This is a genomic window from Pseudoalteromonas sp. TAP-3C (genome assembly GCF_059888565.1).
Window position 1 is genome coordinate 594,755 of sequence record NZ_CM187618.1, and the last position, 19,947, is coordinate 614,701.

Sequence of the window (19,947 nt, forward strand, 5' to 3'; positions counted from 1 at the left end):
TATGTCAGTCACATTACCCTCAAGCGCTAAAGTTTTACTGGTTGATGATGATGCCAGTTTACTGCAGTTACTGGCGATCCGCATTCAATCAAAAGGGTATGAAGTAACAACCTGTGAGAGTGGCATGAACGCATTACAACTGCTTAAAAACCACGTGTTTGATGCGGTGATCACCGACTTAAGAATGGATGAGATGGATGGTATGGCACTGCATCGGCAGCTGCAAAGCCGTTACCCCGCGCTGCCAGTCATTATGATGACAGCCCATGGCTCTATCCCTGATGCGGTAGAGGCCACCAAACAAGGCATTTTTGCCTTTATTACTAAGCCAGTTGATAAAGACGAGTTGTTTGATAGCTTAGCCAAGGCTATAGAAATACATGGGGTTAATAATGATGAAGTCACCCCGCAAAGTAATATTGTAACACGCAGCGGCGCTATGCTGCATTTGCTGGAGCAAGTTAAGTTATTGGGACCTACCCAAGTTAACGTGCTTATTTCTGGTGCCAGCGGTACCGGTAAAGAGCTACTTGCGCAGGCGATTCATCAGCATAGCCATGTCAGTGACGGCCCATTTGTGGCAATAAACTGTGGAGCCGTGCCAGGTGAGCTATTAGAGTCGGAGCTATTTGGTCACAAAAAAGGCGCGTTTACTGGGGCTGTAAAAGATCATCAAGGCTTGTTTCAGCAAGCGCAAGGGGGCACTTTATTTTTAGATGAAATTGGCGATATGCCCCTTAATCTTCAGGTTAAGTTATTACGGGTGCTACAAGAAAAAACCATTCGCCCGGTAGGCTTTGAGCAAGAAATTCCCATTAATGTACGGATTGTTTCGGCAACCCATAAAAACTTACCTGAAGCGATTAATAATCAACAATTTAGAGAAGATTTATATTATCGTTTAAATGTAGTAAACCTAAAGTTGCCCCCGCTGCGTGAGCGCCGTGAAGATATTAGTTTATTAGCCAACTTTTTTAGTGCCAACATCGCCAAGCGTATGGAGCAAAAAGAAAAACGCTTCGCAAACGATGCCATGCATGCCCTAGTAAGGTATGATTGGCCGGGTAATATACGTCAATTACAAAATGTGGTGGAGCAGGTGGTTGCGCTAACACCCAGTGAGGTTATATCTGAGCATTTAGTGCTTAGTGCGTTAAATAGCAATGAAAATAACGTTGAGCCACTTTCGCTTAACGACGCTAAAAAAGAGTTTGAGCGAGATTACGTCATTAACACCCTGAAAATGGCAGGCGGCAATGTGGCCGAAGGTGCCAAGCTTGCCAAACGTAATCGTTCTGATTTTTATAAGCTGATTAAAAAGCATGAAATTGATGTAGAGAGCTTAATGTAATTTTAAAAAGGAAGTGAGCATGCAGTTATTTATGGTGTATTTAGGTGGACGCATACAGGGCTGCCACATAGAAATGCACGACATACGTTTTGTAGTGGGCCAAAACATTGAGCAAACCTACAGCAAGCTTAAAAGCCAATGGGTGGGTGATAAAAACAGTGTACACATGGATAGCTACATGGCGGTTAATCACATTGATGGTTATCAAGTTGAGGTGGTTGATGGTTATGTAGAGCAAAATAAGCAGCTTTATTTTGTTAACTTAGGTGCTTACAGAAGCGACTCAATGGCAGAGCAACACGACTTTGCTTTATATGTTGCCAGCAGTAGTGAGCAAGCAAAACAGCGCGCTAAAAATGATTTACTCGCTGGGCTTAGCCATCTGCATAAAGATGATTTACATGATGTCGATGATTGCTTTGCAATAGATTTACTCGATAGCCAGCTTACTATTAAACTCACCCCAAGTGGTCAAGCACAACCAATTAAACCTGACTGGTTTGGTTATCATGTATTATAATAAATGAGGATTTATTAAGTTTATTAGGATGTTGTGTGAAAAAGTATGTGTTTATACTTTTGCTAGTAGGCTTAAGTGGCTGTAAATCACTGTCGGGTTTACCGCCCGTTGTTGATTTAAATAAGCTGGTAAAGCAAGTAAAAAACGACCCTACTGACGTGGTTGCAATTCACAAGCAAGCACAAAAAACACACCGTTCTATTAAGGCACAAGTTGGTAGCGTAAAACAGCTTTTAGCCGCATTAGAGAGCGTTGTTGGGCGCAAGTGGGGAAAACAAAACACGCAGCAACCTAGTGCTAAAAAATACGTTAAATACAGTAATGATTATCAGGCTCGTGCCATTATTGATTTTGAGCAAGGCACAGTAAAAGTAGAAACCATCGCACTAAAAAACACGGCAAGTTTGTTACAGCAAGCCATTGTTATGACCTTACTGACCTCTAGCGACCCCGATAAAACCGATATTTTTACCAGTGAAGCGCCCATTTTAGAAGGTGAGCCGTTTTTATACCAACAAGTACTCGACCAAGATAAGTTACCCATAAAATATACATGGCGTGCTAATCGATTTGCGCGTTATTTAGTGAATAATAGCTTACAAAAAAGGCGTCAGCATGGGCATGTTATTTCGTCGGTCAGTTTTGATTTAGTCGAGCAGAATGCCCATTTAAGAAAACAAAAATACAGTGATTATGTGCTAGCAGCTGCAAAAAAATATCAAATATCGGCAGCACTTATTTATGCCATTATTGAAACCGAAAGTAGTTTTAACCCGCACGCGGTGAGTTCATCCAATGCGTATGGATTAATGCAAGTGATCCCAGCCACCGCAGGGCGGGATGTGTATCAAAAAATAAAAAAAGTACCCGGGCAGCCAACCCAAGCGGTATTATTTAATCCAAAACATAATATTGATATTGGCAGTGCCTATTTAAGTATTTTAAAAAATAACTACTTACATAAAATTAATACCGATAAAAGTAAGCATTATGCCATGATCTCGTCTTATAACGGTGGGGCGGGTAATGTATTGCGCATCTTTAATAAAAATAGAAGTGTGGCGTTTTCACAAATAAATCAGCTTACTTCAAGCCAGTTTTATAACATTCTCACCACTAAGCACTCACGTGCAGAATCAAGACGCTACTTATACAAAGTCACAAAGGCAGAAAAAACCTATCAGTAACTTATTTACTCATCACTTTCTTGTTGTTCACTTTTAGCGGCCATTTTAAAGGCTACTATTACTAAGCCAAACATGGCAAATGGAATAGCGGCTAACAAATACTCAACCAAATGGCTGTCTTGAAAATTAGCTTGCAGCAAAAAATGCCCTGCAACACACATAATAATAACCACCAAAAGGATGGGCAATAACCTAAGTTCTTTTTTTGCTGAGTGTTTTTTCATTAGTTAAGATGAGTTGAGGTATTAAAAAATAATGCACTATTGTAATGAGCTTACTAAAGCTTGGCAAACAACACTGATTTTTAAATTGCGATTAGGTATGATTAACATCAAAGAAAGGCTTAAAAGTAGTGGTTGGAAATAAAGTGCAACAAAGCTTAAAACAAGTTTACCTCGTTGGCGGAGCAGTACGAGATAAACTGCTAAACATACAATCAAAAGATAACGATTACGTTGTGATTGGTGAAACACCAGAGGTTATGGAAGCGCTCGGTTTTTTACCCATTGGCAGTGATTTTCCGGTTTACTTACACCCAAACACTAAAGAAGAATATGCACTCGGGCGCACTGAGCGTAAAAGTGGTAAAGGTTATACCGGCTTTGTGGTGGATGCCAGCCCAAACGTAACCCTTGAAGAAGATTTAGCACGCCGAGATTTAACCATTAACTCTATGGCACTAGACGAAAACGGCACTATTATTGACCCTTTTAATGGTCAAGCTGATTTAAAAAATAAAATACTGCGCCACACCACCCATGCATTTGTAGAAGACCCTGTGCGGGTATTACGTATTGCCCGTTTTTTAGCCCGTTATGGTAGTGAATGGTCTATTCATCCAAGTACTACTGCATTAATGCATGAGCTTAAAAATAAAGGCGAGCTGGAACATTTAGTGCCAGAGCGAGTATGGCTTGAAACAGAAAAAGCGCTTGGTGAAAAACATCCAGAGCTTTATTTTCAAGCATTAGATGGCTTAGGTATTTTTCCTGAAATCGAACAAATGAAAAACACTCCGCAGCCGGTAAATCATCACCCAGAGGGCGATGTTTTTGTCCATACTATGTTAGTCCTTAGACGAGCGGCCGATTTAAACTTTAATTTAGAAACGCGTTTTGCTGCTTTAACTCATGATTTTGGTAAAGCGCTGAGCTATAAAAAACAAGGTAATTTACGCGGCCATGAACGCGAAGGGGTTGCGGTGGTTGAGGCCTTTTGTGAGCGACTAAAAGTACCTAATCGCTTTCGTGATATCGGCGTGCTCACCAGTGATAACCATACCCTTTGCCACACGCTTGAACAATTAAGGCCGCAAACCATTCATAAATTAATTGTCACTCAGTTAAATGGCTTGGTGCACTCTGAGCGCTTTTTAGCATTTACCCAAGCCTGCCAATGTGATGCACAAGGGCGAGGTGAAACTTTTGTTGATAAACCCTATCCACAAGGGGCTAAATTACGTGCAATTCACAACGAACTTCAACAAATGGATAAAAAACAAATAGTGCAAAACGCGCTTAAAAGCGGCAAAAAAGGCCCAGAAATAGGCGAAGCGGTCAAACAGGCAGAAATAGAGTGCATTAAAGCGTTTTTACAAAATACATAAAATGAGATTTAAGCGCTGTGTGCTAACGTGCTCATTTTGATTCACTGGCCTCGGGTACCGATTTAAGATGGTTAGTGTCGGCGGAAATATCCTCGCCCGAAGTTGAGTTAGGAATATCGACCACTAGTTCTTGATGGCGTTGGCTTATCATTACGCCTATAAACACCACAAATATGCTTGCCCACTGGCCAAGTGTCAGTACTTCGTTAAGGATAATGGCTGACAAAATTAAAGTGAAAATTGGAATTAAATTAGAGTAAGCCGCTGCGGTTAACACCGACACTTTACTAATTGCGTAGTTGTACATGCCGTATCCGCCCAACGTAACGCAGGAACCGAGGTATAAAATACTCAATAGAGCAGTCAAATCGTGTTGGTTTTCGCTGGGTAGGTCAATAAATAATAAAAACGGAGCAAAAAACAAGCTACCACTCACGCCTTGCAGAGCAATTAATGTGAGTGGGGAATAGCGGTTAGCTAAACGTTTTATACACACAGTATAAAACGCCGCGCATACCATGGCCATTAGTTCTAAAAAGTTACCCAATAAAGGGTTAGGTGCTTGCGCTGAACTGGGTGAAAGTAGAGTCAGTAAAATACTGCCGCCAATACACAATGTAAAACCAACTATAATAGCTCTACTGATGTACTCTTTGAGCATAAAAAACGCCAAAAATGCCACAATAATCGGTAAACAAGACACAATAACCCCCGCCTGAGAGGCTGAGGTGTACTCCATTGCGTGGCCTTCAAATAAAAAATATAAGCACGGCTCTGCCAGCGACATACCGACTAAATATTTCCAATCGCCTTTTAAGTAGTTAAATCGAATAACAAAACGCCACAAGGATAGTGAAATCAGCAAAGTAGTCAGCATGCGTAAAAATATCACCAAGGCCGGATCATAAATCGCAATCGCGTATTTAAGTGCAATAAAGGAGCTACCCCACAAAAAGGTGGCAATAATTAAACATAAACTGGCAGGCATAAGGCGTCATTTAAACGGTTGAATATAATGCGATCCTAGCACGGCGACGGTGTGGTTGAATATTTTTTACTTGTTCAAAAATACCGAACTGGTATAAATAAATTCATCATTTATTGCGCAAAGTAAAAAACATGCAAAGGGAACAGGTAATAGTGGTAAAGCTAGGTACAAGCGTACTCACTAGCGGTACCGATAAGTTAGACAAAGCACTCATGGTAGAACTGGTTCGCCAATGCTGTGAGCTAAAAAAGCAAGGCCATCAGGTTATTTTAGTTTCTAGTGGCGCGGTTGCTGCTGGGCGCGAACAATTATTAAAACCCTGCGGGCGCACATTAATAGATAAACAAATGTTGGCTGCTATTGGGCAGGGGCAGCTTATTCATATTTGGCAAACTTTATTTGCTTTGTATGGCGTTAACGTGGGGCAAATGTTATTAACTCGCGCAGATGTTGAGAACAGAGAGCGTTATTTAAATGCGCGCGATACCCTCAATGCCTTATTAAATTATGATGTTGTGCCGATCATTAATGAAAACGACGCGGTTGCTACCAGTGAAATAAAAGTAGGTGACAACGATAACTTATCTGCGCTGGTGGCTATTTTAGCCAATGCCGACAAATTACTGCTACTGACCGACCAACAAGGGTTATTTACCAGCGATCCGCGCACTGACATTAACGCCACCTTGATTGACGAAGTCGCTCATATTAATGATGAGTTACGACAACTTGCGGGTGGCAGCGGTACAAACTTAGGTACAGGGGGTATGACAACCAAACTACAGGCAGCAGATATTGCCAGAAGAGCAGGAGTTGAAGTTATTATTGCCAAAGGCGCCGATGAAAACGTGATTTTAAAATGCATGAGCGAGCAACTGCCAGGTACCCGTTTTTTAAAACTTACCGCCCCTAAAGATGGCCGAAAAAAATGGTTATTGGCAGGGCCTAAAAGTAGCGGTCAAATTTTAATTGATGCCGGTGCGGTGCATGCATTGCAATCGAAAGGCGCCAGTTTACTTGCTAAAGGCATTACGCGTGCAATTGGTGAATTTGAACGTGGAGATTTAATTAACTTAATTGATGTAAACGAGCAAATTATTGCACGCGGGTTAACTCGTTTTAGTCATTTGGAAATTGATAAAATCAAAGGGGCGCACTCTAATCAAATTAGCCAATTACTTGATTACGATAGCGGTGCTGAAGTGTTACACAGAGATGATATGGTACTGTTATAGCTAAGTCATGTTTTAGTGATAAATTACAGCCTATAATCCGCTTATAGTGTTTCATTTTTTTGTGTTAAAATCTCCTACCTTGAAATTTGTTGTAAAGAGTATTGAAGATGAAAATAGTTCGCTGGGTTTTAGGTTGTATCATCTTATTTTTTGATTTTATTTTTACGCCACGCAGTAAAAAACGTGCTGCGCAAGCGCAAACTAAGCTTGATCAGCAAACCGCACAATTTAAGCTCTATCAATTTAAAGCATGCCCTTTTTGCGTAAAAGTGCGCCGTGAAATTAAGCGTGAAGGCTTAAAAATTGAAACGCGTGATGCAAAAAATGATCAACAATACCGCCAAGAGCTTTTAGAGCAAGGCGGAAAAATTAAAGTACCTTGTTTACGTATTGAGCAAGATGGCCAAGTTCAATGGCTTTATGAATCAAATGATATTATTGCTTATTTAAACAAAGTAGCCGCTTAAAATATTTACTGGTATTTCATACCATCTCACTTATTAAAAGAGACATTACCATGACAATTCGTACCCGTGTTGCTCCGTCACCCACTGGTGACCCGCATCTTGGCACCGCTTACATTGCCTTATTTAACTACTGTTTTGCTAAACAGCAAGGCGGTGAATTTGTACTTCGTATTGAAGATACTGACCAAGTTCGCAGCACACCTGAATCTGAACAAGCCATTATGGATAGCTTACGCTGGTTAGGCCTTGAGTGGGATCATGGTCCTGATGTCGGTGGTGAATTTGGCCCATACCGTCAATCTGAGCGCAGTGATTTATATAAAAAATACGCCCATCAGTTAGTTGAAAACGGCAAAGCATTTTACTGTTTTGCAACCAGCGAAGAGCTGGATAAAATGCGTGAACAGCAAATGGCCGAAGGCCTGCGTCCTAAATACGATGGCCGTGGCTTAAACCATACAGAAGACGAAATAAAAGCAAACCTAGCTGCCGGTAAGCCGTACGTTATACGTATGAAAATCCCAAGCGAAGGTACCTTTAAGTTTAACGACTACCTACGCGGTGAAATTGAGATCCCGTGGGAAAACGTAGACATGCAAGTGCTATTAAAAGCGGATGGTTTTCCAACGTACTTTTTAGCTAACGTGGTGGATGATCACCATATGCAAATTAGCCATATTTTCCGTGGTGAAGAGTGGATTAACTCAGCGCCTAAGTTATTAAAACTTTATGAAGATTTTGGTTGGCAAGCACCCGTACTCGGTCACTTACCATTACTGCGTAATCCAGATAAATCAAAACTATCTAAGCGTAAAAACCCAACCTCTATTAATTACTATAAAGAAATGGGTTACTTGCCAGAAGCGGTACTTAACTACTTAGGCCGTATGGGTTGGTCAATGCCCGATGAGCGTGAAAAGTTCACCCTTAATGAAATGATTGAACATTTTGACATGAAGCGTGTATCGCTTGGTGGCCCAGTATTCGACGTAGACAAGTTAAGCTGGTTAAACGGTATGTGGATCCGCGAAAACTTAACAGATGCCCAGCTAATGCAGCGTTTTGTTGACTGGAAATTTAATGGCGACATGCTTGCTAAAGTATTACCAGAAGCTAAAACGCGTATCAATACGCTTTCTGACATGGTTGATTTAGCCGGGCACTTTGTAGGCGGTATCCCGACTTACGACCCAGCGCTATTAACAGCCGGTAAAGCCGACGACGATGTTATTCGCCAAGCGCTGCAGTTTTTTGTATGGCAGCTAGAAGGTTTACGCAGCTTTGAAAAGCCTGCTATTTTTGCAATCGCTAAAGAAGTAGCCACTTTCCATGAGCTTAAAATTAAAGACTTTTTAGAGCCTATATTTGTGGCGATTACCGGCAAAACATCATCAACTTCGGTATTAGATGCAATGGAAATTTTAGGTTCTGACCTATCGCGTGCACGTTTACGTGTCGCGCTTGCGCATTTAGGTATTTCTAAAAAGCAGGCTAAAAAAATAGAACGCGCGTACCGCGATTACCCAAGTGCGTAACTGCGTACACTGATTTAAAAGCCGCTTAATTTTAGCGGCTTTTTTGTTTTGTTAAACAGATTCGACCTCTCTGGAACTTTTTTCTGTTAGTATAGCTAGGTTATAAGCAGTTTAAGCAGTGAACACACTATGTTAAGTCCTTATTATCAGCAGCATGCTGATTATGTTTCAATTTCTCGTGAGCAAGGTTGTCGCTTTGCTAAATGCGTAGCCGACGACTACAACCCGCTTCATGATAAAGACGCTAAAAAGTTTTGTGCACCAGGAGATTTACTTTTTTCTCTAGTGTTAGACCGCTATGGCATTAGTGAGCGAATGGAATTTACCTTTGCTGGTATGGTTGATGAAAACACCAAGCTAAATTTTCCAGCAAAGCCGGTAGATGAGTTTGATATAACCTATGGCGAAAAAGTAATTTTAAAGGTTAAGCGCGACGGTAAAACCAGTAAATGCCCAACACTGACAAACAGTTTAATAAAAAATTATGTTGAGTTCTCAGGTGCTGCGTTCCCGCATGTCATTATTCCTTTAATGGGCAAGCAAGAGGTCATGATAAACCCTGCTCGCCCTATGATTATTTATGAATCTATGATTATTAATCTTGATAACATTGATATTAAATCACCGACCCTTGAGTTTGCAGAGCCAAGCTTTGAATACGCTGGTAAACGCGGCAAAATAACCTTGCGCTTTAATTTACTAGAAAACGGTGAAAAGGTGGGTTTTGGTGAAAAACACATGGTGGTATCGGGTATTCGCGAATATTGCCAAGCAACCGTAGATGATTTAATTGCATTTTACAATGAGCGCAAGGCGACGTTAAAGCCGGCTTAAAAAATACAGAGAAAAAAGGCGTTAAATACAGCTGTATTTAACGCCTTTTTTGTTTGCCCAGCGAAGCTGGCAAACCCGTCAGGTTGAAAGAAATCTGAATCACCCCGACTGAGGGGAAGATAATCCGAATCGTAAGGGCGTTGCTGGCCAACGGCAGGGTCTGAAGGAAGCGATAGGAAGTTAACAGTACACAACGCAAGTGAACCTGTTTCGGCAGTGTAGGTGGGTAAGCGTGCAAAATAGCGCAAAGCCCGATACTCAGTCAGACCTATACTGTGTTTGAGGGTGGGATTGTTAACAGGGAGCCAGCACAGTAACTGGGGAAGCCTGGCATCTAAACTTAGTGTAAATAAGTGGCCTAAACTCAAGGGGAAACCCAAGGTTTAACGTCGGTGTGAGGTGGCAGATGAACCCGTAGTAGTGAGTAAGGCTAGGCCGATGAAAGCCAGTAATGGTGTGGAGGGCAAAACCAAGCCGACTATCAGCAGCGTGTCTGATAGGGTCAATTTAAATCAAAAGTTTTAATTGATTGCGAAGGGGGGAAGTATTCTTTAAGAGTATGAAAATCAGGAATATCGACGTATAGGCTCACATGTATTTCGACGGAAATAGGCAAGAGATGACGGCTAAGCAGGAATGTGGACGCTGAGAATTAAAGGCCGAGCACGGGAGTAATGATTGACCACTTAGGCAGATTGCCACTGGGCTAGCACACCTAATGTCATCATGAAGGACACCACTATACATCAATGTGAAACGACAGACATACCGCAAGCAAAGGCAATTGATGACAGTTTACTACAGCTTGTATGGGCAATTATTAGATATTAATAACCTGTACAAGGGATTCAAAAAAGTGAAAGCAGCAAAAGGAGCCGCCGGAATAGATGGGCAGTCCATAGCCGCGTTCGCCTTGAATTTAGAAGAAAACTTGAAACAACTGCAACGAGAACTGCAAAGCAAGCAGTATCGCGCGCAGCCGGTCAAACGGATAGAAATACCGAAAGACGATGGCGGCGTGAGATTGCTGGGCATTCCAACAGTTCGCGATCGCATAGTACAACAAGCGCTATTGAACATTCTCCAACCGATCTTCGACATCGACTTTCACCCATCAAGTTATGGGTACAGGCCGAAACGAAGCTGCCATGATGCCATCAGCAAAGCCACGGTATTTATTCGTAAATATCAGCGTGAGTGGGTGGTTGATATGGATCTGTCGAAGTGCTTTGACCTGTTAGATCACGATTTAATTATTAGCAGCGTCAAACGCAAAGTGACAGACGGTAGCATTTTAAAGCTGCTCAATCAGTTTTTAAAAAGTGGGGTAATGATAGGCAATCACTGGGAAGCGAGTGAGGTAGGGAGTCCACAAGGAGGGGTTATCAGTCCATTGTTGGCGAATATCTACCTAGATGCGTTCGATCAAGAAATGAAAAAGCGAAATCACAGAATAGTGAGGTACGCCGACGACATTTTGATCTTATGCTGCACAGAAAAAGCAGCGAAACATGCACTCACTGTAGCAACTCAGATACTGGAGAAAGACTTGAAGTTAACAGTCAACCAAAAGAAAACCCACATAGCGCATAGCAGTGAAGGGGTAAAATTTTTGGGAGTGGAGATAGGATGTAATTGGACACGGATCCAAGGGTCAAAACTCAAAGGCTTCAAACAAAAAGTTAAACGATTAACAAAACGAAATAGCGGCATGAACTTAGTTGAAATAATAAAAAGACTAAACCCAGTGGTGCGTGGTTTTGTAAATTATTTCAGTATAGCCAATTGTAAACGAGCATTAACTCAGCTGGCGGGGTGGTTAAGACGCCGATTAAGGGCCATTCAGTTAAGGTTGTGGAAAAATCCAGCGAGATTGCATAAACGACTAAAACAATTAGGGAAAAAGCCGCCATTTAAGTTTATAAAAATGAACTCATGGCGAAACTCCCTAAGTCCATTATCGAGTGTAGCAATGCCAAACCAATGGTTTGAAGAGCTAGGTTTATATTCAATGGAAAAAGTAAGTACAGGATGGCTTGCTCAATCGGCGTTTAGTAAATAAGCCGAAGGGATAGAAGAATACAGGAGCCGTATACGAGGTCCGTACGTACGGTTCTGTGAGAGGGATGAGGCAAAAGCCTCACCCTACTCGATATTGATGTAGCTCAGGTATAATAGCGCTCTTTGTTATATTAAAGCTAAGCCTATGTCTGCCACATCATTTTCATCACTTGATCTCGACCCTGTATTATTAAACGCGATTGAGCAAAATAATTACACCACACCAACCGCTATTCAGATTAAAACGATACCGCCAATTTTAGCGGGCAAAGACGTGATGGGCAGCGCGCAAACTGGCACCGGTAAAACAGCCGCGTTTGTGTTACCACTGCTACATAAGCTTTTAAACAGCCCTAAAAAAGATGAGCCAGGCATTGCCCGTGTGGTTATTTTAATGCCCACTAGGGAGCTTGCTCAGCAAGTATTCGCCAGCTTTGAAAAATACGCACAAGGTACAGATATAAAAGGTGCACTCGCTTATGGTGGCGCAAGCATTGGCCCGCAAACAAAGGCGCTTAAAACAGCGCAAGTGATTGTAGCAACGCCAGGGCGTTTGCTTGATCATATAGTTAAAGGCAGTGTGATGCTTTCAAGTGTGGACTCTTTAGTATTTGATGAAGCTGATCGTATGCTCGATATGGGCTTTATTGACGAAATCAGACGAATATTGCGTCACATCCCAGGTGATCGTCAAACCTTACTGTTTTCCGCCACCTTTGATGACAGTGTATTTGAGCTGAGTAAAAAATTGCTCAAAGACCCTGAGCTTATTGAAGTTGATAAGCGCAACTCTGCTGCTGTAGAGGTTGAACAAGTTATTTACGCAGTAGATGAAGACCGTAAGCGCGAGCTGGTATCGCACATGATTGGCATGAAAAACTGGCGCCAAGTGCTTATATTTACCCGCACTAAACAAATGGCCGATAAACTTGCCAAAGAAATGTGTAAAGATGGTTTAAAAACCGAATCTATTCATGGTGATAAATCGCAAGGTGCTCGCGACCGCGCATTACAAAATTTTAAAGAGGGCAGTACACGTGTTTTAGTGGCGACCGATGTAGCCGCACGCGGTTTAGACATACCAACACTTAAATACGTAATTAATTTTGAATTGCCATACATAGCTGAAGATTATGTGCACCGTATTGGCCGCACAGGACGCGCTGGCGAGCAAGGCCTTGCTATGTCGCTAGTGAGCTTAGATGAGCAATGGCTACTTGAAGAAATAGAAGTACTGCTTGATACACGTTTAGACCCACAATGGCTTGAAGGTTATGAACCCGACTTAAATAAGCCACCTAAAGATAACCGCAAAAACACCAACAAAGCGCGTAAAGATCGCGATAAAAAACGTATTACAGGACAAAGAGCGCCAAATAGAAGACGTAAATAAAAGCGTTCAGTTTTCAGCTATCAGCTGTCAGTAAAAAAGAGCCCAACACGGCGTTAAATTTAGCGCCGTAGTTTGCTGCATATTCTTAATTCACTACCTCTCCCAGTTCGTTCTTTTTAGCACACAGCTTAAGTGTAAGTCATTGTGTTGTTTACATGTAATTAATAAAGTGTAATTATTTTGCCGAGAATGAAATCAGATGATTGAAACGTAAAATATAAAAAAGGAAGTAAATATGGATTATCTTAATTGGTTGAAAAAGGAATACGCAGAGCTAGGTAATGTGTCAGACGAAACTATTTATACTCATATAAACTCAGCCAAAATGGACTCTCAGCTATTTAGGGAGTTTATTAAAGTCTTAGGATTTTTAATTTTTGTGGTTCCATTCAATTTGTACCTGTCTATTTCAGACGTGGTCACTTTTAATAGTATTTACTATTGGCTTATTGTGATCTTTTCGAGTTTTATTGGAATTCTTGTTGCATTATATTGCGAACAAACATTAATTAAGAAACAGCTAAAAAAAACAATCCGCGATAAACACAGCAATAAAATATAAATTTAAAGCTGAGAGATCCCCACGAATTTAGCCTAAATTATCAATTTGTATAGTCAGAAGTGACAACTGGCTATACACATAAATAATGAACTGCCCATCAGGCTCATACCTAGGATCATCAACCACTTCTTTGCCAAGATAAATATAGGACAATACTCGTCGTTTTTTCTCTGTATTCGCTTGTAATGCCGCATCCCCTTGTTGTGCCGACACGGTGTACCCTATGCACCATAAGACAAACAACATTAACGCCGCTATGAGCAATAAATTATCAAACCTTTCTGCGCTTCTTGAATTTGCAAAGGCTAAACTAATGCCAAGTTTTGCATTCTTAGTGTCTCTGAAACTTTCTTCTATTTGCATACGTTGTTTATATAAAGTCACAATCCGTTGAGGCTTATCTGTAAATTGTGTAGGTAAATTAAACACAAGTAGCCAAGGCTCTTTGGCCTTTTGTTGTTGGTATTTAACCGTTGTACATTGAGATTGCCCACCCCGTTTTTTGATTTTTTTACGTCCCTTGTTTTTCCCTCTAAACAAAACACCTTGGCACGCGAAACGAACTGTTTTTCCGTAGTAAATCTGTGTCAGAAGGTGTGGTTTATCTGTTGCTTGCTCAAACCATGATTTACAATTTCGCCATGTCTCAAGGTCGCTAGATAAGGTCACATTGCCTCTGACGCGCCCAAGCCAATACCAGCCTTTATCTTCTATGGCTTTAAACCATGGCGTTCTAAAAATAGCATCAGATAAAATAATAGGCTGACAATCTGCAGGTAAACACTGTGCCAAGCTATCGAGTAAGTGTTGATGAGCCGCTTCGGTATTTAATTCGCTTTCAGGATACACTTTTTCATAGAGCGTTAACGCTCTTCCCCCCATTGGTATGCTTGCCCTGAGCACTTGAAATATTTCGCCGCCATTAATAGGTGACCAGTCAACGATAATAAGTGGGTGTTGTTGCTGGCCTACTAAGCATTCGGTCATATGTTCATAGAAACAAAGACGTTCTTGATGCAGGTTAGCATTACCAATCAAACGGTCTGCGCGTTTAATATCATGTTTTTTATCGGTATTAGAAAATGATTTTAATCCGCGGCCTAGGTAAGTGACAGTAACGCGCTGGTCACGCAAGCCTGAGTTAACAAACGTAAAGACTGTATTTAAACGTGTTTTATGAATTTCAGGGTAGGCAATGGCAATATCTTTGTGTAATATTTCGGTGGCTTTCATGATTATGAGTGAGTTTTTTTATAGTGAAAAAATTTGATCACAAATAATCATGAGAGTCTACCATTAATTTTTATTTTGTGGGGATTCGTCAGAATTTAAAGAGAAATTGACCGGCGAATTATCGTCAGGGTCAGGTCCTGAGGGATCCCCACATTTTTTATCCAAGCTACAAGCACTCACGGCAATCCTTATTTAATTGATTGAGTGCTTCTAAAAACGTTTTCAATTTTATTTTATAGCCAAATTTTTCGAAGTATTGCGTTCCTAAACTAAAACAAGACAGCACGTTTCTATCCTTTATCGTATTCGCCTGAAAGCTTCTATGCACATTCAATATTTTTGCCGTTAAACCTGCTAGCCAAAGGATAAAATTAGCAATTAATGCAATCAATAATGCGACATTCAAGCGGCCTTTTTCATAGCTACGACAATGACGTAAGTTCAAGCCATTACTTGTGTTTTTTAAGTCTCTAAAGGACTCTTCTATTTGCATTCGTTGACTGTAAATTTTAACAATATCTTGTGCTGAATAATTAATATTGCACAATGAGGTAAATAATAACCATGGCTCCGTCGCACCTTTAGCATGTTTCAAGCTTACGCTGCTGCGAATAGTTTTTCCTCGAAGATTTTTCTTCTTTCTTTGTTTAGGTTTTGATTTAAATAAGTAAAAGTGACCACTCAATGAATTGGCTTTAGCGAGTTGTGTTTCAAATAAATAAGCGGGTCTTGCAGTTGCTTTTGAGTAAAGTGTTTTGACTGGTGACCAACATGTATCATCTTCTGGCTTTTGATATTGTGTTTGATGCCTCACTCTGCCTACAAAATCCCAACCAAATTTAAGCACTAACTTAAACCAAGGATTGCGAAATCCTGCATCGGTAACGATGATCGGCTTGCACTCAGAAGGCAATATTGATTTAAGTGTTTTGAGGAAATCCTTATGCACGCTTTGCTTCATGTATTCACATTCACGAAAACTTTGCTCATAGATTGTCATTGCTCGACCTTTAACTGGGACTGCTGCCCGTAATAAATGAAACTCGCCACAGGGTGTTAACCCAGACCAATCAATCGTCACGCATGGACGTCTAATTTGACCAATTACGCGGCGAGTGATTTCTTGGTAATAGTGGTTGCGGGAGTGCTGGACGCGAGGGTTGCCAAATAACCTATCCATTCGTTTAATAGTGTGTTTAACCTTCGCGTTGCTCTTTAGTTTTCGCCCTAAAGCAGCAATGGATAAGAACTTATGTTGGCAGAGTGTTTCTACCGCTTTCATTAATGTGCAGTGGTTACGCTTATCAATAATACCCGCTGTATTAGAAAATGTTTTATGTAATAATTTACTCAAGTGCATAGTCGATTTACTTTGTAATTTCTTTGGTTGGAAAAAACATATAAGATCAAAATTGGCTGTGCACTTCAACTATTTTTTACATTATCTTATTGATTTATATTATCAAATTGTGGGGATTCGTCAGGGTCAGGATTCGTCAGGGTCAAATCTTGACTTCATACATCAAGCAATCTCTAAGCTTCTCAAATTGTAATTTAACCTTTTTATCTTCAGTCATTAATACATTCAACCTTCCCACCGTTTTTGATATCGCCGAATAGTGTTTAACATTAAAAAAACATGCTAACGCCTTCAAATTCAATCCCGTTAAATCTTGGCATAACTTTACCGCAAACCAACGTGGTAAGTTTTTCTCTTTCGCCCCTTTTTAACCGTTACAATGTCATCTACTTCAACACTAAAATATTTAGCTAAGTAATCAATAACATCATCTGCTGAGTGCTTTTTACTAACAAGCTTTCTTTCACTATCTGATTTTGCAATATAGTCCTTTATGTTTTCAATAAAGTCCTCACAGCCCAAAACCGACAACAATTTTTTAGCACTATAAAAAGCGCTTATTTCTTTACTGTTTTCAAATTCAACAAACTGCTTATAGGCAGTATATTTACGCTTTTTACTTTGCAGGGAAAATATAAAATCTCGAACGAGCCATTTAGGCGTCGCTACTCTTTTAACGAAAGCTGGATAACTAGACCATTGATACTTAACTAAGTCTTCCACTAGCGGTATGCTGGTTTCAATTGGGTTACGGTGGATATACCTACTAACATGCAATAAGTAGTTATCTGCATCCACCAATACCGCTTTGTAGCGCCCTCTAAACAGCGCACCATCTGTGTTATGTGCTCTATTAAAGTATTGGGTATAAAGGCCATTAATATGCTTCATAGCTCGGCCTAAATTTGCATCGGGGGTTTTAATTAGCAAGTGGTAATGATTGGTCATTAAACAATATGAATGCACTTCAATATTAAAGCGAAGGCTTGCTTGCTCAATGCAATGTAAAAAATACTTAAAGTCATCATCACTCAAAAAGGTATTTTCATGCCCTCTTCCACGATTCATTACATGATAAAACGCATTCTCATACTCTATTCGCAGCGGCCTAGACATAGTACTCAACTCAATAATAAGTAGTAAACTATAAGTCTAGCCCATTGATGTCTGAAGTCAAGATTTGACCCTTTTTAATTCAACAGCATATAAGTAAAGCCCGCCGCCATTAAGCCGCCCATAGTGGCCGGTATACCCCACATTTGCACTGAGGCAATAATGGGGGCAATAAACGCAAATGACGACGCTAAAAAAATAGGCACTTGGCCTTTAGTCACAAATTGAAACAACAAGGTGCCTAAACCGGCGGTAAATAGTGCAACACTTGGATCGAGACCAGTTAAAATAGGCACTAATACCAGCGCTCCAAATGCAACAAACAGCATTTGGGCACCCGTTAAAATAGTTTTTATTGAAAACGTAGAATTATTTTGCACTGCTAAACCCTAGTAAACCGTACCAAAAATTTTGTCACCTGCATCCCCAAGCCCCGGGATAATATAGCCTTTTTCATTTAAATGGCTATCTACTGAGGCAGTAAAAATCTCTACATCAGGGTGAGCAGCTAATGTTTTTTCAACGCCTTCAGGTGCAGCAACCAGTACGATTACTTTAATGTCTTTACAGCCTGCTTTTTTAAGCATATCGATAGTGGCGATCATAGAACCACCGGTTGCCAGCATCGGGTCAATCACTAAGCTCAAACGCTCATCAATATTACCCACTAGCTTTTCGAAATAAGGCACCGGCTCAAGTGTTTCTTCGTTACGCTCTAAACCCACTACACTTACTTTAGCCGCTGGCAGTAATGACATTACACCCTCCATCATGCCAAGGCCTGCTCGTAAAATAGGCACAACGGTAATTTTTTTACCCTTAATATGCTCAACTTTAAGTTTATTACCGTCCCAACCTGTAATTTCGTTATCTTCTAATTCTAGGTTTTTAGTGGCTTCGTAAGTTAATAATGTGCCAACTTCTGAACACAACTCTCGAAAACTTTTCGTGCTAATTCCATGCGCGCGCATTAAACCTAACTTATGCTGAACAAGGGGGTGAGAAATAACGTGAATAGCCATAGTAATAAACCTAGTGATAAAAATTTGCCGTATTTTATATTAAAACAGGCCGTTTGACTGCAGGGCAAACGGGTGAAAAACATACAAGTACTTTTTGATCATTTGACCGATCCTAATGATCGTGGTTTATAATAGTCTTTGCCTGTACGAAACATGAAAGAAACGACTATCAGCCAAGCTTTTAATCAACTAACCGATCCAAGAAACTCTGCCAGTGTCCGCCATCCACTTATCAATATTCTGAGTATCACTATTTGCGCTATTATCAGCGGTTGCAATAATTTTAACGAGATAGAAGAATACGGAAAGTCAAAAGTAAAGTGGTTACGGAAATTTTTAGACCTGAAAAATGGTATTCCTAGTCATGACACTTTTAATGACGTACTCAATCTCCTCAACCCAACTGAATTTAACAGCGCATTTACCAAATGGGTCACTGAAATAAGTAAGAATAAAGAAGGAGTGATTGCTCTGGATGGTAAAGTAATGCGCCGTACATTAGATAAAGCCTCAGGTATGCCCGCAACTCATTTAGTCAGTGCATGGTCTGTTGAGAATAATTTTTGTTTAGGACAAGTTAAGGTTGCTGATAAATCGAATGAAATAACCGCTATCCCCATTTTGCTTGAGCTCCTTGACATAAAAGGAGCGACAATTACAACAGATGCCATGGGATGCCAGTATAAAATCGGTGAGCAAATAATCTCTAACGAGGGTAACTATGTGCTTGGACTTAAGGGGAATCAAGGGGAGATTTATGATGACGTTAAACTACATTTAGATACCCAGCTCAACACGCAATTTAAAAATATCCCACACAGCGTGCATCGTTCACTAAATGGTGATCACGGGCGAATAGAAAATAGAGAGGTTTGGTTAACGACAGAAGTAGATTGGCTGGTAGCACGACATCCACGATGGAAAAGCTTAAAAAGTATTGCCGTAATATGTTCAACACGAGAGGTAAATGGTGTAAGTTCGAATGAGCAGCGGTATTACCTTAGTAGCCATAAAGATAAAGATGCTGCATTTATTGCTGATGCTATCCGTAGTCATTGGCATGTGGAGAATAAATTACATTGGCAACTCGACGTTAGCTTTAATGAAGACCAAAACCGTTTACGCAGTGGGTATGCAGCTCAAAACATCGCGTTAATTAATAAAATAGCACTTAATCTATTGAAGAACGAAAAAAGTGCAAAGGTTGGAGTGAAAAGCAAGCGGTTGAAAGCGGGTTGGGATAATGTTTATATGATGAAAGTGCTAACCGTTGGGCTAACTGTATAAAATCAACCCGTTTGCCCTGCGTTTGACTGTTAATTTTAGCCCTGATTTCATAGTTCATGCTAAAATAATTAATTTGGCCTTTATATTATCGGCAGTTGCTTAGATATCTCCCTGTTTTGAAAAATTTTTAAACACCAAGGCAAACTCACCCTCTTTATTGATCGCTTTAATACACTCAATACTTTGTGCTTGT

Annotated in this window: 18 protein-coding genes and 1 pseudogene; 12 read left to right on the top strand and 7 right to left on the bottom strand. The window is 40.5% G+C overall.

The genetic code is table 11. From position 1 onward, the window contains the following. The first annotated feature begins 1 nt into the window (after position 1). Genes AC6H44_RS02745 through AC6H44_RS02755 form a run of 3 tightly spaced genes read left to right on the top strand, consistent with a single transcriptional unit; the run spans position 2 to position 3,058 of the window. Positions 2-1,351 carry a sigma 54-interacting transcriptional regulator gene (locus AC6H44_RS02745; protein ID WP_500737370.1) on the top strand — a complete coding sequence of 450 codons (1,350 nt, stop codon included), beginning with the start codon at positions 2-4 and terminating at the stop codon, positions 1,349-1,351. Positions 1,352-1,370: 19 nt separating this feature from the next. Further along, positions 1,371-1,871, top strand: a complete 501-nt coding sequence (locus AC6H44_RS02750) for a DUF1543 domain-containing protein (RefSeq protein WP_500737371.1) — start codon at positions 1,371-1,373, stop codon at positions 1,869-1,871. A gap of 35 nt (positions 1,872-1,906) precedes the next feature. After that, positions 1,907-3,058 (top strand): murein transglycosylase domain-containing protein, encoded by a 1,152-nt coding sequence (locus AC6H44_RS02755; protein WP_500737372.1) that lies wholly within the window; start codon positions 1,907-1,909, stop codon positions 3,056-3,058. Positions 3,059-3,063: 5 nt separating this feature from the next. Here the strand turns inward: AC6H44_RS02755 and AC6H44_RS02760 are convergent, their stop codons facing one another. Then, positions 3,064-3,282: a hypothetical protein gene (locus AC6H44_RS02760; RefSeq protein WP_058155178.1), complete on the bottom strand. Its 219-nt coding sequence runs from the start codon at positions 3,280-3,282 to the stop codon at positions 3,064-3,066. 143 nt (positions 3,283-3,425) lie between these two features. On the opposite strand from AC6H44_RS02760, the gene AC6H44_RS02765 reads away from it, so the two are divergent. Then, positions 3,426-4,664, top strand: a complete 1,239-nt coding sequence (locus AC6H44_RS02765; RefSeq protein ID WP_500738362.1) for a multifunctional CCA addition/repair protein — start codon at positions 3,426-3,428, stop codon at positions 4,662-4,664. A gap of 31 nt (positions 4,665-4,695) precedes the next feature. On the opposite strand, the gene AC6H44_RS02770 is transcribed toward AC6H44_RS02765, so the two are convergent. Next, positions 4,696-5,652 (bottom strand): DMT family transporter, encoded by a 957-nt coding sequence (locus AC6H44_RS02770; protein WP_500737374.1) that lies wholly within the window; start codon positions 5,650-5,652, stop codon positions 4,696-4,698. Between the two features lie 131 nt (positions 5,653-5,783). Here AC6H44_RS02770 and proB point away from each other — a divergent pair, with 131 nt between their 5' ends. The 7 genes from proB (at position 5,784) to AC6H44_RS02805 (ending at position 13,739) form a co-directional block, all read left to right on the top strand. Beyond that, positions 5,784-6,887 carry a glutamate 5-kinase gene (gene proB, locus AC6H44_RS02775; protein WP_500737375.1) on the top strand — a complete coding sequence of 368 codons (1,104 nt, stop codon included), beginning with the start codon at positions 5,784-5,786 and terminating at the stop codon, positions 6,885-6,887. 107 nt (positions 6,888-6,994) lie between these two features. Then, positions 6,995-7,354 (top strand): glutaredoxin family protein, encoded by a 360-nt coding sequence (locus tag AC6H44_RS02780; RefSeq protein ID WP_500737376.1) that lies wholly within the window; start codon positions 6,995-6,997, stop codon positions 7,352-7,354. A 50-nt stretch (positions 7,355-7,404) separates the two neighbouring features. After that, entirely contained in the window at positions 7,405-8,889 is a 1,485-nt protein-coding gene (gltX, locus tag AC6H44_RS02785; protein ID WP_500737377.1) for a glutamate--tRNA ligase, read from the top strand. Between the two features lie 129 nt (positions 8,890-9,018). Next, positions 9,019-9,723 carry a DUF3581 domain-containing protein gene (locus AC6H44_RS02790; RefSeq protein ID WP_500737378.1) on the top strand — a complete coding sequence of 235 codons (705 nt, stop codon included), beginning with the start codon at positions 9,019-9,021 and terminating at the stop codon, positions 9,721-9,723. Positions 9,724-10,510: 787 nt separating this feature from the next. Next, a complete protein-coding gene (ltrA, locus tag AC6H44_RS02795) occupies positions 10,511-11,785 on the top strand; it encodes a group II intron reverse transcriptase/maturase (RefSeq protein WP_500734985.1) in 1,275 nt (424 codons plus the stop codon). Between the two features lie 144 nt (positions 11,786-11,929). After that, positions 11,930-13,177, top strand: a complete 1,248-nt coding sequence (locus AC6H44_RS02800; RefSeq protein ID WP_500737380.1) for a DEAD/DEAH box helicase — start codon at positions 11,930-11,932, stop codon at positions 13,175-13,177. Between the two features lie 235 nt (positions 13,178-13,412). After that, positions 13,413-13,739, top strand: a complete 327-nt coding sequence (locus tag AC6H44_RS02805; protein ID WP_500737381.1) for a hypothetical protein — start codon at positions 13,413-13,415, stop codon at positions 13,737-13,739. 27 nt (positions 13,740-13,766) lie between these two features. Here AC6H44_RS02805 and AC6H44_RS02810 read toward each other — a convergent pair whose 3' ends face one another. From AC6H44_RS02810 to upp, 5 genes and pseudogenes are all read right to left on the bottom strand, one after another. Beyond that, positions 13,767-14,972, bottom strand: a complete 1,206-nt coding sequence (locus AC6H44_RS02810) for an IS4 family transposase (RefSeq protein ID WP_500735106.1) — start codon at positions 14,970-14,972, stop codon at positions 13,767-13,769. A 166-nt stretch (positions 14,973-15,138) separates the two neighbouring features. Then, complete coding sequence (locus tag AC6H44_RS02815; protein WP_500737382.1) at positions 15,139-16,332, bottom strand: IS4 family transposase; 1,194 nt, start codon at positions 16,330-16,332, stop codon at positions 15,139-15,141. 324 nt (positions 16,333-16,656) lie between these two features. After that, complete coding sequence (locus AC6H44_RS02820) at positions 16,657-17,448, bottom strand: transposase (RefSeq protein ID WP_500737383.1); 792 nt, start codon at positions 17,446-17,448, stop codon at positions 16,657-16,659. Between the two features lie 77 nt (positions 17,449-17,525). Further along, a pseudogene (locus AC6H44_RS02825) lies at positions 17,526-17,825 on the bottom strand (solute carrier family 23 protein); the annotation flags it as partial. Positions 17,826-17,834: 9 nt separating this feature from the next. After that, positions 17,835-18,467 carry a uracil phosphoribosyltransferase gene (gene upp, locus AC6H44_RS02830; protein WP_500737384.1) on the bottom strand — a complete coding sequence of 211 codons (633 nt, stop codon included), beginning with the start codon at positions 18,465-18,467 and terminating at the stop codon, positions 17,835-17,837. Between the two features lie 153 nt (positions 18,468-18,620). Between upp and AC6H44_RS02835 the strand changes: the two genes are divergently transcribed. Further along, entirely contained in the window at positions 18,621-19,754 is a 1,134-nt protein-coding gene (locus AC6H44_RS02835; protein ID WP_500737385.1) for an ISAs1 family transposase, read from the top strand. Positions 19,755-19,947: the final 193 nt, after the last annotated feature.